The 12617-nt window shown below is 61.3% G+C and carries 11 protein-coding genes and 1 pseudogene; 7 read left to right on the top strand and 5 right to left on the bottom strand.

Annotated features, from left to right (window positions below; all coding sequences use genetic code 11):
• Window positions 1-58: 58 nt before the first annotated feature.
• Genes ACFZPT_RS06135 through ACFZPT_RS06120 form a run of 4 tightly spaced genes read left to right on the top strand, consistent with a single transcriptional unit; the run spans window position 59 to window position 5139 of the window.
• On the top strand, window positions 59-2131 hold the full coding sequence (locus ACFZPT_RS06135) for a TonB-dependent siderophore receptor (protein WP_099311866.1): 2073 nt from the start codon (window positions 59-61) through the stop codon (window positions 2129-2131).
• Window positions 2131-2412: a hypothetical protein gene (locus ACFZPT_RS06130; protein ID WP_034097888.1), complete on the top strand. Its 282-nt coding sequence runs from the start codon at window positions 2131-2133 to the stop codon at window positions 2410-2412. Before ACFZPT_RS06135 ends, ACFZPT_RS06130 begins: the two co-directional genes overlap by 1 nt.
• Window positions 2409-3899 carry a PepSY domain-containing protein gene (locus tag ACFZPT_RS06125; RefSeq protein WP_052229568.1) on the top strand — a complete coding sequence of 497 codons (1491 nt, stop codon included), beginning with the start codon at window positions 2409-2411 and terminating at the stop codon, window positions 3897-3899. The genes ACFZPT_RS06130 and ACFZPT_RS06125 overlap by 4 nt, the downstream gene beginning before the upstream one ends.
• Window positions 3900-3912: 13 nt before the next feature.
• On the top strand, window positions 3913-5139 hold the full coding sequence (locus tag ACFZPT_RS06120; protein ID WP_034113727.1) for a RhtX/FptX family siderophore transporter: 1227 nt from the start codon (window positions 3913-3915) through the stop codon (window positions 5137-5139).
• Window positions 5140-5492: 353 nt separating this feature from the next.
• Here the strand turns inward: ACFZPT_RS06120 and ACFZPT_RS06115 are convergent, their stop codons facing one another.
• Window positions 5493-6242 (bottom strand): SDR family NAD(P)-dependent oxidoreductase, encoded by a 750-nt coding sequence (locus tag ACFZPT_RS06115; RefSeq protein ID WP_034113728.1) that lies wholly within the window; start codon window positions 6240-6242, stop codon window positions 5493-5495.
• 98 nt (window positions 6243-6340) lie between these two features.
• Between ACFZPT_RS06115 and ACFZPT_RS06110 the strand changes: the two genes are divergently transcribed.
• Window positions 6341-6700, top strand: a complete 360-nt coding sequence (locus ACFZPT_RS06110; RefSeq protein WP_034113730.1) for a helix-turn-helix domain-containing protein — start codon at window positions 6341-6343, stop codon at window positions 6698-6700.
• Between the two features lie 67 nt (window positions 6701-6767).
• Here ACFZPT_RS06110 and ACFZPT_RS06105 read toward each other — a convergent pair whose 3' ends face one another.
• The gene (locus ACFZPT_RS06105; protein WP_371263993.1) at window positions 6768-7493 is read right to left on the bottom strand and encodes a methyl-accepting chemotaxis protein; all 726 of its coding nucleotides are present in this window, start codon (window positions 7491-7493) and stop codon (window positions 6768-6770) included.
• Between the two features lie 132 nt (window positions 7494-7625).
• Window positions 7626-8381 (bottom strand): annotated as a pseudogene (locus ACFZPT_RS06100) (MCP four helix bundle domain-containing protein); the annotation flags it as partial.
• Window positions 8382-8539: 158 nt separating this feature from the next.
• Here ACFZPT_RS06100 and ACFZPT_RS06095 point away from each other — a divergent pair.
• Window positions 8540-9748 (top strand): multidrug effflux MFS transporter, encoded by a 1209-nt coding sequence (locus ACFZPT_RS06095; protein ID WP_379555058.1) that lies wholly within the window; start codon window positions 8540-8542, stop codon window positions 9746-9748.
• A 100-nt stretch (window positions 9749-9848) separates the two neighbouring features.
• Window positions 9849-10706, top strand: coding sequence for an SDR family oxidoreductase (locus tag ACFZPT_RS06090; RefSeq protein WP_379555060.1), 858 nt, complete (start codon window positions 9849-9851; stop codon window positions 10704-10706).
• Between the two features lie 5 nt (window positions 10707-10711).
• On the opposite strand, the gene xerC is transcribed toward ACFZPT_RS06090, so the two are convergent.
• On the bottom strand, window positions 10712-11626 hold the full coding sequence (gene xerC, locus ACFZPT_RS06085; protein WP_034097901.1) for a tyrosine recombinase XerC: 915 nt from the start codon (window positions 11624-11626) through the stop codon (window positions 10712-10714).
• Between the two features lie 108 nt (window positions 11627-11734).
• Complete coding sequence (locus ACFZPT_RS06080; RefSeq protein ID WP_034097903.1) at window positions 11735-12547, bottom strand: M949_RS01915 family surface polysaccharide biosynthesis protein; 813 nt, start codon at window positions 12545-12547, stop codon at window positions 11735-11737.
• Between the last annotated feature and the right edge of the window lie 70 nt (window positions 12548-12617).

Raw genomic sequence — 12617 nt, 5'->3', positions numbered from 1 at the left:
ACACCGGGGAGCAACAAAGGCGGGGCGGGGTTTCCAACGTAATGGGGCGCAACTTGGGATGGTGTTGGTGTTGGGCCTGAGCCCGTTGGCACAGGCGATTGCGACCGTGCAATTGCCTGTCATCAAGGTCGCGGGTGACGACACCTCGGGCGAGGTGACCCCACCCGGCGTGACCGCCATCGGCAAGCTACCGCTCAAACTGCGGGAAACGCCGCAGTCGGTGAGCGTCATCGACCACGAGCGCATCGAGCAGCAAAACCTGTTCAGCCTCGATGAGGTGATGCAGCAGGCCACTGGCGTGACGGTGCAGCCTTTCCAGTTGCTGACCACCGCGTACTACGTGCGTGGCTTCAAGATCAACTCTTTCGAACTGGATGGCGTGCCGGCGATGCTCGGTGAAACCGCCGGTTCGCCTCAGGACATGGCGGTGTATGAGCGCGTCGAAATCCTGCGTGGCTCCAATGGTTTGCTGCACGGCAGCGGTAACCCGGCGGCCACGGTCAACCTGGTGCGCAAGCGCCCACAAAAGGCATTCGCCGCCAGCACCACCCTCAGCGGCGGCACCTGGGACCGTTACCGTGGCGAAGTGGATGTCGGCGGGCCGCTGACCCAGACTGGCAATGTGCGTGGGCGCGTGGTGGCGGCCTACGAGGATCGCGACTACTTCTACGATGTCGGCAAGCAAGACACCCAGTTGCTCTACGGCATCACCGAATTCGACCTGACCCCAGACACCCTGCTGACCCTGGGCGCGCAATACCAGACCATCGATTCGGTGACCAACATGGCCGGCGTGCCCATGGCCAAGGACGGATCGAGCCTGAACCTGTCGCGCTCCACCTATCTGGACGTGGACTGGGACCGCTTCAAGTGGACCACGCGCCGGGTGTTCGGCTCTCTTGAGCAGCAACTGGATCACGACTGGAAAGCCAAGGTCGCCGCCGAATACCAGGATGCCGACTCAAGCCTGCGCTATGCCGGTGCTTTTGGCGCCATCGACCCGCTCACCGGCGATGGCGGTCGCTTGATGGGCGCTGCGTATAAATTCAGCAGCACTCAAAAGAGCGTGGATGCCTCGGTCAATGGGCCGTATTCGTTGTTTGGCCGCAGCCATGAGTTGCTGTTGGGCACCAACTACAGCCACGGCGAAACCGAGCAGCGCACCGCCCAGTTCACCACGCCGCTCAACGTGCCGGTGAATGTCTATCGCTGGGACCCGAGCAGTGTGCCCAAACCCGGGATCGGCGCCTACACATCGCCCGGTTCCACGACGACCACCTCCAAGGGCGTCTACGCGCTGACCCGCTACAAACTGCTCGATCCGCTGACCCTGGTCATCGGCGGCCGGGCCAGTTGGTGGGACCAGAACGCGCCGACCAGCCACTTCACCCCCGGCCGGGAAATAACCCCGTATGGCGGCTTGATCTGGGACTTTGCGCAGAACTGGTCGTGGTACGCCAGCTACGCCGAGGTCTACCAGCCGCAGACCGGGCAAACCTGGAGCGGCGACCTGCTCAAACCGGTGGAGGGCAAGACCTATGAAACCGGGATCAAGGGCGAGTTGGCGGACGGGCGTTTGAATATGTCGCTGGCGGTGTTCCGTATCGACCTGGAGAACAACCCGCAAGTCGACCCGGACCATCCGGGTGTGGGGTCGACCACCTACTACATCAGCGGCGGCAAGGTGCGCAGCCAGGGCTTCGAGCTGGAGAGCAGCGGTTATATCACCCCCGAATGGAACGTCTCCGCCGGTTATACCTACACCAGCACCGAGTACCTCAAGGACACCAACGCTTCGGGTGAGCGCTATGCCAGCTTCACGCCGCGCCACATGGCGCGGGTGTGGACCCAGTACGAGTTGCCGTGGCAGGACCGCCGCTGGAGCGTCGGTGCCGGCATGCAGGCGCAAAGTGATTACTCCACCCAATCCGGGGCTGTGACCCTGGAGCAGGGCGGCTATGCCTTACTCAATGCGCGGGTCGCCTACCGCATCGACGAGCATTGGACTGCCGCGGTCAACGGCAACAATCTGGCGGACCGCAAGTACTACCAGAGCCTGTCCAACGTCAATTGGAACAACCGCTATGGCGAACCGCGCAGCCTCAATCTGACCCTGCGAGGTACGTTCTGATGGCCGCTCCGGCCCTTGGTTCCTGGCCGCTGCGCATTTGTCTGGCGCTGGCGGGCAGTGTGCTCAGCAGCCTGCAACTGGCCGTCCTGCTGGCGCGGCATTATCCGTGGGGCGGTGGGCTGGAGCGGCTGTATGCCGGCGTGTTCCTGGGCTTGGGGTTTCTGGTGACGGTACTGCTGTGGTCGTTGCTGGCGCCGGATCGCAAACGCGTGGTGTGTCGCTCCAGCGTCTGGCTGCTGCTGTTTACGCCCTGGCTGCTTTGGGATGGAGCCTGGCGATGAACCTGATGGGCGCACCGAGGGCATTGGTCCAGCGTGTACATGCCGGGGCAGGCGGGGTGTTTGGAGTACTGCTGTTCGTGATCCTGCTGACGGGGGCGTGGAGCATGGCCCATGAAGACTTGCGCGCCTGGTTTCGCGGCCCGGCGGCGTTGGCTCACGGACCGGCGCTACCGGTCGCGCAATGGCCGGCTATCGCTCGCGAGCGCGGCCTGGCGCTCGGTGAATTGCGCATTCGTTTGCCGGACAGCCGCCACTCGGTGGTCGAGTTGTGTGCATCGCCCAAGGACTGCACGGTCGCCTTGGACCCCGTCAGCGGCCGTGAGCTGGCGTCAGGCAACGCGGCTGATATCCTGTTCAACCTGCACAAAAGTCTGTTCATCGGTTTTCCCGGCCGGATTTTGATCAGCTTTTTGGGCGTGGTGTTGTTGCTGGTGATCTGGGCAGGCAGTGCATTACACAGTGGGCGCCTGCAAGACCTCAAGCGCCTGCGGCGCGACCGTGGGGCACGGGTGTTCGCCCATGACTTGCACAGCCTGATCGGCCGTTGGTGCGGGCCCTGGTTGCTGCTGTTTGGTATCACTGGCGCGTTGTCCGGTCTAGGGGCGCTCGGCACCTTGGGGCTAGCCGCGCAGGCGTTCCCGGGCGCGCCGCAGCAAGCGTTCATGCAGTTGCTGGGGGCACCGCCGCAGGTCGACCGAACAACGGCTTCAGCGCCGGCGGTCGATCTGGATCAGTTGCTGCACCAGGACGCCGTCGCCCATCCGGGGTTCTCTGCTCAGAACGTCGCCTTGCACCACTGGGGTGAGCCGGATGCCTGGGTGGAAGTGAGCGGTATCCAACAAGGCCTGCCCAGTACGGCCGTCTTTGAACGGCATGCCTATCGCGCCGCTGACGGCCTCGCCGTCGGCTCCAGCAGCGCCAGCGGACGCGGTCTGTGGTTGCAGGCGTTTATTGCGGTGCAGCCGCTGCACTTTGCCGACTACCGCTGGGTGCCTGTTGGCGGGTCACTGCTGCGCGCCGTGCATTTCGGCATGGCGTTGGCGGCGGCGGGGTTGGTGCTCAGCGGCTTGTACCTGTGGCTGGAGCGTCGGCGCCTCAAGGCCGGCGGCGGTTGGCAGGTGCTACTGCGCCTGGTGGTCGGCGGCGGTGGCGGGTTGCTGGCGGCCACGGCGGTATTGCTCTGCGCGGGGGCGCTGGGCAGTGCCAACCTGGCGTGGTGGTTCTGGGGCGGTTGGCTTGCCAGCCTGCTGCTGGCCTGCCTGATGCCCCCCAGGCATCAACCGCTGCACCTGCTGCTGGCCGTGACGGGCCTGGGCTTCCTGGCGGCGGCGCTGCTGCACCTAGCCGGCAGCCTGAAACAAGGCAGCGTGCCGCTGTGGCCCATCGATCTTGTGTTGCTGCTGTGCGCGGCCAGTGCCCTGTGGGCATTGCGGCGCCTGATTTCTTTTACGCGTGCGGCACGGGCTGCCGCCGCCAATGTTGCCTGAGGGGAGACTTGTAATGCTGGATCTGTTGAAACATTGGCGCATGGTGCTGACCTTTGCACTGTTGTACCTGTCCCAAGGCATTTGCTTCGGCATCGCCATGGACGCCTTGCCGACCCTGCTGCGTCATGACGGCGCGGCGCTCCACGCCTTGGCGTTCCTGCCGTTGGTGGGGATACCGTGGGTGGTCAAGTTCCTCTGGGCGCCCCAGGTGGATAACCATTGGAGCCCACGCCTGGGACGGCGCCGCAGTTGGATCATTCCCATGCAGATACTGGTGCTGCTGTGCATTGCCTGCCTGGCAAGCATCGGCCTGCGCGTCGAGACGGCAGGCATCGCCGTGGGCCTGCTGATTGTTGCCTCGCTGGCCAGCGCCACCCAGGACATCGCCACCGACGGCATGGCGGCCGAGTACTTTAGCGGCAACATGCTCGCGCGGATTAACGCCATCCAAGTGGGCGGCACCATGGTCGGCTTCTTCGTTGGCGGCGCCGGCACCTTGCTGCTTAGCGGCTACCTGGGGCAAACCAGCGCGTTCAGTCTGCTGGCTTTGGTGCCGTTGTTGAGTCTGGTGTGCGTCGGCTGGCTGCACGTGGCACCGGCCAAGGAAAAACAGCCAGATGTGGCGCATGCCTCATTATGGCGGTTCATCAGGCGGCCAAAGGCGCTGGCGCTGTTGGTGCTGGCCTTGTTGTCGGCCATGACGTCAGTGTCGGGTTTTGGCTTGTCAAAGCTGTTCCTGAATGACGCCGGTTGGTCCTTGCAGGCTATCGGCCAACTGGGCATGAGCGGCGGCGTGGTCACCATCGTCCTCGGCTGCGGCGGTGGTGCGTGGTTGATCCGAGTGTTGGGGCTGTGGCCGACGTTCATCCTGGCGGTAGGCATGGCCGGCGCTGCCGCGTTGACCTGGCTGCTGCAAGCCAACGGCATGCTTGCCACGCAAACCGGACTGATCTGGTTGGCCGTGGGCCTGGGCTCGTTCGCGACCGGCGCCACCTCGGTGGTGATCATGACCGCCTCCATGGCCTTCGCTGCGCAAAGCGACCAGGCCGGTACGGACATGACCGCCGTGCAAAGCACGCGTGATCTGGGGGAAATGCTGTCTTCGACCTTGCTGGTGGGGTTGACTGCGCAGGCGGGGTATAGCGGTGGGTTCCTGGCGGGGATGGTGATGGCGATCCTGGCGTCGTTGGTGGCGTTGAATGTGTCACGTCAACGTGTGGGGGAAAGAGCCGCGGGCTGATTGATAGGTTGGGCGATCGTCAAAGGCGCTCAACGGGTCAATCAGTGCGAGCGCTCGTGATCTTCCGACAGCCCGTCGATCGAGCTGTTAGCGCCCAACGTGCCCATGAGTTTATTGATATCCGTGGTGTAGAACTTCAGAAGTTCTCCGCGACGGATGCCTGTCTCCAAGAGCAATTCAATCATTAGCCAATTGCGCAGTTGCAAACGTTCCGGGAACGGATTCTCTGGTGAGCCTCATGAACATTTCTAGAATGACATATGATTTAACATAATATACATTATGCGTAACGTAATGTTACATAATCAGAGGCGATGCCCGTCACATTTCAACGGGCAAAACCCCTTGCTGTGTCAAACCTGAGCAAACCCGCCATCCACGAACATCTCGCTGCCGGTCATAAAACTGCTTTCGTCCGACGCCAGGAACAATGCGGCCGCTGCCACCTCTTCGGCTTGACCAATTCGGCCCAGAGGAACCTGCCCAGTCATGTCGTCAATGATCGCGTCTTTCTGACCGGTTCCGCTCAATGCCAGGTCCAGTCCGGGTGTCGAGATCGGTCCAGGAGAAATAACGTTGACGCGAATGCCTGTGCCTTTAAGGTCCAGCGCCCAACTTCTGGCGAAATTGCGCAGTGCCGCCTTGGTTGCGCTGTAAACGCTGAACGCTGGTGTTCCCATGGTGCCAGTCGTAGAACCGGTGAGCATGATCGAGCCGCCGGCGCTCATCAGTGGCAGCGCGTTTTGCACGGTGAACAGTGTGCCTTTGACGTTGATGCCAAACGTGCGGTCGAACGATGCTTCGGTAATTGAGCCGATAGGCTCGAAATCACCTAGGCCCGCATTGGCGAATAACACATCAATCCGACCCTTAGTCGCCTTGATCTGCGCGAAGATGCGTTCCAGATCATCCAGTTTGGCAATATCACCCTGAATGGCTATGGCGTGCGGGCCGATCAGGTCGAGCGCCTTGTCAAGTTCTTCTTGCCTGCGGCCGACGATAACGACCTGCGCGCCTTCCTGCGCAAAGCGAATCGCGCTCGCCAAGCCTATGCCGCTGTTGCCACCGGTGATGACTGCAATCTTGCCGTTGAGCCTGCTCATGTTGCACTCCAAGGTATGTGGAGGCACAACTGTAGATCCGGACTATTCTTTTGAATAGTATGCACCTTTTGGTAAGTACCCTATGGAGTGCCCGAATCATGGCTAATACGTCATTCAACTGCGGCCTTGAAGCTGCGCTCGCCGTGATCGGCGGCAAATGGAAACCGCTGGTTCTCTACAATCTGGCGAAGGATGTCCATCGCTACGGCGAATTGCGCCGCGCCATCGGTGGCGTGACCGATAAAGTGTTGATTCAGCAACTCAAGGAATTGGAGCGCGACGAGATCATCGTGCGAATCGATTTTCAGGAGATCCCGCCGAAGGTGGAGTACTCGCTGACACCGTTTGGCGAATCCTTGGCCATTGCATTGGGCACCTTATGTGCCTGGGGCACCGAACATATGCAGACGGTGGAACGTATCAGCCAGCGCCGTGCGGCCGCCCTCGCCCAGTCTTGAGCCCCCTCTTCTGGCATCCAACTCAACTAAATGACTATTTAGTTGAGTTAATCAATAGCGTACGAAATCAAAGCTGAAACCGATCTACCGACTGGGACAGCTTGCCGGCCAGGTTCGACAGCTCGTCCGTGGTCGACGCTGTCTGGCCTATCACACGACTGTTGTTCTCCGACATCCCGGCAATCATCTCCACCTGATGGGAGATTTCATTGCTGGCCAGGCTCTGTTCACTGATGGTGCGCGAAATGTCGTGCACCAGTTCCGTGGTGTTGAGGGTTGCCTGCAGGATCTCGCGAATAGCGCGTTCCACATCAGCGGTAACCGCCATGCCTTTGTCCACTTGAGCGACGCCCTCCTCCATGCTGGTTACCGCTTCCCGGGTGCTTTGCTGGATGCGCCCAACCATGCTGGCGATTTCCTGGGTCGACGCACTGGTACGCCCCGCAAGGCTGCGCACTTCATCGGCCACCACCGCAAAGCCGCGCCCCTGCTCCCCGGCCCGCGCCGCTTCGATGGCTGCGTTGAGGGCCAGCAGGTTGGTTTGGTCAGCGATGCCTTTGATCACTTGGATGATGCTGTAGATCGCCTCGGATTCCTTGTCCAAGGTGCGGATCACCTGGGCCGATTGCTGGGAGGAACGGGCGATACCGTCCATGTCGCTGACCACCTGGTGTATGACTCGCCCACCGTCCTTGGCCAGGGCTTCGGCCTGGTTGGCCATTTCCAGTGCGTGCCCGGCGTGGCGGGTGATTTCTTCGATACTGGCAGTCATTTCACTGGCGGCAGCGGCCATGGTGCTGGCGGCTGAACTTTGCTGCTGGCTGCTGTTGGCGACTTCATGACAGCCATGACTCAGTTGTTCGGTAACGCCGGTGATGCCGTGTGCGTTGCTGCGCACTACGTCGATCATGCCGCGCAAATCACGCTGCATGGTCGCCAGGCTGCGGATCAATGAGCTGGCTTCGTCCTTGCGATGCGGCTCGACAATGGTTTCGCTCAAGTTGCCCCGGGCGATGCTGGCGGCAATCCGGCTAGCGGACTGCAGTGGGCCCATGATGCTCAGCATCACCCAACGGCCTTGCGCCAGGAGCAACAACAGACTGGCAATCAGCACCGCACCTAGGGTGAAATTGGCGCTGCGAATTGTCTGTTGGGTGCTGGCGCCGGTTTGCTGGGTATTGCTTTCGATCAGCTCGCTCAGCGTTGCCAGTTGATCTTCCAGTTGGGTGAACGCTTTATTGAACGTTTCTAATTCGCCGCGAGCGGCTTCCGGGTTGTCCAGAGCCAGCACGACGATACGTTCGGCTGCGCTGATATAGGTATCGAGCGCGGGCTTGGTGCTTTCCAACTTGTTCCTGAGCGTCTCGTCCAACGGCAGCTTGAGGTTCTCTGCCAGCATCTGGCGAAAATGCTCCGCGTGCTCCTTGAGCGAACTGCTGACCTCGTCCTTGCTACTGGTGCTCTTACCCAGCCCGACCAACATGGCAGACAACACGTCGGCGCGCAGAGCGTCGTGCATCATGTCGGCTTCCATATGGTTGCGCAGCACCGTCATGCTGACCTCGTTTTCGCGCACGGCGTCGCTCATCCGAGCGTTTCCCAGGTAACTGACCAAGCTCATCAGCATGGCGGTCAACAATCCAGTCGCAATCAGCAGCATCAAGCGTAATTTGATCGTCATGCGGGTATCCCTGTGCCTGGAACGCCGGTTGAAAAGCCAACCGCCTGAGCGTCGTTAGTACCGTTATCGGCATCTTGTCCCTGTTATTGAAGCCTAAGTTTGCGGATCTGCGCGGATCCCTTAAGCTGAGCGGCCTTTGCTTGGCCCGGAATTGCTCCATGTCTCGACGTATTGCCCATCTCGCCCTGCTGCTGGGGTTGATCACCGCCATCGGCCCCTTCGCCATCGACAGTTACCTCCCTGCCCTCCCTACCCTGGGCGCGAGCCTGCAAGCATCACCGGCGGCGGTGCAGATGAGCCTGACGGTGTTCTTTATTGTGATCGGCGTGTGCCAGCTGTTTTACGGGCCGATCAGCGATGTATTCGGGCGCAAGCCACCGATTTATGCCGGGTTGATGATTTTCGCGGTGGGCAGCATCGGTTGCGCATTGGCGCCGACCATTGAAGTGCTGATTGCCTTTCGCGCAATGCAGGCGTTCGGGGCCTGCGCCGGCATGGTGGTGCCCCGCGCCATTGTGCGCGACCTGTACACCGGCCATGAAGCCGCGCGGCTGATGTCCCTACTGATGCTGGTGATGAGTGTTTCGCCGATTCTCGCGCCGTTGGCCGGCAGCCTGGTAATTTCCCTGTGGAGCTGGCGCGAAGTGTTTGCCGTGCTGGCGGTGGTGGCTGTGCTGTGCCTGGTGATGACTGTCGTGCAATTGCCCGAGACTCACCCGGCGGAGCGCCGTCTGGGCAAAACCCTGGGCAGCGCCTTCAGCAGCTACGGCAGTTTGCTGCGTGACCCCGTATTCATGGGATTGTCGTTGGTGTGCGGCTTCGGGCTGGCCACGTTTTTCGTGTTTATCGGCAGCGCGCCGTTCGTGTACATCGAGCACTTCGGCCTGACGCCGACCCAATTCAGCCTGGCATTCGCCCTCAACGCCGCGTCGTTTTTCGCCATGAGCCAACTGACTGCGCGCCTCAGCGCACGCTTTGGTCTGGCGCCGCTGATTCGCAGTTCGGTGATCGGTGTGGCGGTGGTGATGAGCCTGCTGGCAATCACCACGCTGTGGTCCGGCAACCTGGCCTTGATGATGTCGCTGCTGTTTATCGGCTTTGGTTTTCTCGGCCTGCTATTGCCGGCGGCCGGCGTGCTGTCCATGGAGGACCACGGTGCCGTAGCGGGCTCGGCCTCGGCGTTGCTCGGCGCGATTCAAATGATCACCGGCGCGGTGTGCATGAGCCTGGTCGGTGTGTTCGCCGACCACACGCCAGCGCCGATGCTGGTGGGGATCGCACTGTGCGCCGTCGCGGCACTCCTCACGGTGCTGTGGACCTTACGCCGCTTGCCAGCACATTTGGCGAGCGCCCCGCCCTCCTCCTGACAGGCACCATTCGTCGGGCTTGGCCGGCATCCATTACAACTATCGGCGGGCCGGAAAACACTAACTTCATAGCTGTTTCACACACCTATGGAGACCGACAATGACTGATTACCCACGCCCGCCGTTCGCCCCACAAGCCCAAAGCGTTCCGGGTACCCAGAAGAAAATGGATCCGTACCCGGACTGTGGCGAACAGAGCTACAAGGGCTCCGGCCGCCTGGCCAACAAAATCGCCCTGATTACCGGCGCCGACAGCGGCATCGGCCGCGCAGTCGCCATCGCGTTTGCCCGTGAAGGCGCCGATGTGGCCATCGTCTATCTGGATGAGCACGACGACGCTCAGGAGACCGCGCGTTGGGTCGAAGAAGCCGGCCGTCAGTGCCTGCTGCTGCCCGGCGATATTGCGCAAAAAGCCACCTGCCAGGCGCTGGTGGACAAGACCGTTGAACAGTTCGGCCGTATCGACGTGCTGGTCAATAACGCCGCGTTCCAGATGAGCCATGAAACCCTCGAAGAAATCGAGGATGAAGAATGGGTCAAGACCTTCGATATAAACATCACCGCCATGTTTCGCATCTGCAAGGCGGCTTTGCCGCACATGAAGGCCGGCAGCTCGATCATCAACACCACATCGGTCAATTCCGACATGCCCAAGCCGACATTACTGCCCTACGCCGCCACCAAGGGCGCCATTGCCAACTTCACCGGGGGCCTGGCACAGATGCTCGGCAGCAAGGGGATTCGTGTCAACAGCGTCGCCCCAGGCCCGATCTGGACGCCGCTGATCGTGGCCACCATGACCGACGAGGATGTGCAGAATTTCGGCAGCGAAACCCCGCTGGGCCGCCCCGGACAGCCGGTGGAAGTGGCGCCGATCTATGTATTGCTGGCCTCGGACGAAGCCAGCTACATCTCCGGCTCGCGTTACGCCGTCACCGGTGGCAAGCCGATCCTCTGACCGTTCTACAAATCGAACCGATCCACTGCCCGCCGCCGCTCATTGTCGTCGCGAACGTCATAGCTGGCGGTGGTCTGGATATTGGTGTGGTGCGCCAGCTTCTGCGCAATCGACAGGTCATGCTCCTCGATCACTCGCGTGATGAACGAGCGGCGGAAGTCATGGGGCATGATCTTCACACCGACCTGTTCGCCGCGTTGGCGGGCGATGTAGTAAATCGCGTGTTTGGTGATGCGTTCCCGGGTGATATGACTGCCACGGCGGATGCGGTTAAACAGAAAACTGTCATCCTCCTCGCCCTCCTTGAGCTGTTCACGACGAAACGCCAGCCACGCCTGCAGTTTGGCAAAGGCCCAGTCCGGCGCGTATTTGACCAGTTCCTTATTGCCCTTGCCGATTACCCGCAGGCTGCGTTCGGCGAAGTCGACCTGCGCGAGGTCGAGGTTGACCGACTCCGATTTGCGCATGCCTGAGCCGTAGAGAATGCCGATCACCGCGGCATCACGCAGGCCCTGGGGGCGTGGGTCGGCGGCGCAGGCTTCCATCATTTCGCGGATCAACGTTCGGCGCAGATTGCGGCCCTGACCCAGGCGCGTGCCGGCGGATGCCTTGACCGTGCGCATCTTGAGCAGGTGTTCCTGAGTGATCAGGCTCATGCGCCAGGCTTCATTCATCACCCCGCGTACGGCATTAACGTACAGCGATGAGGTGTTGGGCGCGTAACCGTCTTCGCGCAGCGCCGCCACCAGGGCGATGACATGTTCGGGTTGCAGCAGGTGCCAGTCGATCTCTTCAAGATTGATGTCTTCGAAGCCCAGGCGGTCGGCGGCGTCTTGCAGCACATAGCGCATGGTCAATTGGCTGGAAGGTGCCAGGCGGGTGAGGTAAAGGGTCAGGGGGTTGCGCAGAAACTCAGTCAATGTAATTCAGCCTTTGGATTAAATACCCCGATCAACTCATTGTTTCATCGAGGTATTTAGTGAATTGGCGAAGGCCGAGTCTAGCGCATGACCGGCCCTGGCACAAAATCACGGGGCGGTTTCTTCGTCGTCGGTGGGTTCCTGAGGCTGGGTCTGGGCCTGGCTCCACTCGGCGTCCTGTTTCTGCATCAGGGCAAACCAGTGCTGACGCATGAACGGTAAGTACGCCTGCGGTGCCTTGGCGAAATCCTTCTCGTCGCGGTAGCAGCCCGGCAATGGCAGCTCGGTGCCCTGCTCCTTGTATTGACTGACCAGCGCCTGTTGGCCGGCCACGCTACAGTCCTTGGGCAACGGCATACCGCGCAGCGCGCCAGCCTCTTCATCCCACCAAGCCGCGCCGTAGCGGTCGACGCCGCGCAGGCGGTACTTCTCGGATTTGCCCACATGCATGATCAGCTTGAATTCATTGGGGCTGACGTCGCTGGTGCAGGTCAGCGAATAGCCGACGACGGTCTGGGTGATGCCATCCCCGTTCAGGTCAGTGACTTTGGTGGCGGTTCGGTCGAAACGCAGGGCCGCATCGAATTGGCAGTGCTGCACATCGTCGTAGAGCATCCACATACGCTTGGGGCGTTTGCCGTCAATCAGGTACTGGGCGGCGTAGACAAATGCAGACTGGGTGCCGTCATCGTCCCGTTCGTTGAGCTGCTCGGCGAGTACCAGCAGGTTTTTGCCCTGGCGGTCGTCCCAGGTGTAGGCCGCGATCTGCTTGCCGCGTACTTCCACGCCTTCGGGCACCTGATCGATGCTGGTCAGCGCCACCCCGTCGTCGGCCCGCACCGTGGAAATACAGGCCACGCCCAACAACAACCCCATCAATACCGGCCGCAACTGGCCGCGTAAAAGCTGCACGCTATTCATCCGTCTGCCCTGGCAAGAGATGGCTTACTTTACCGGCACTTGAGCGCCAATGCAGAGAAGATTCTTCATG

The organism is Pseudomonas sp. MD330_10, assembly GCF_042610415.1.
In the GTDB taxonomy this organism is placed as follows: Bacteria; Pseudomonadota; Gammaproteobacteria; order Pseudomonadales; family Pseudomonadaceae; genus Aquipseudomonas; species Aquipseudomonas rhodesiae.
The sequence above is the reverse complement of the archived record's forward strand: the minus strand, read 5'-3'. Positions and strand labels throughout refer to the sequence as shown.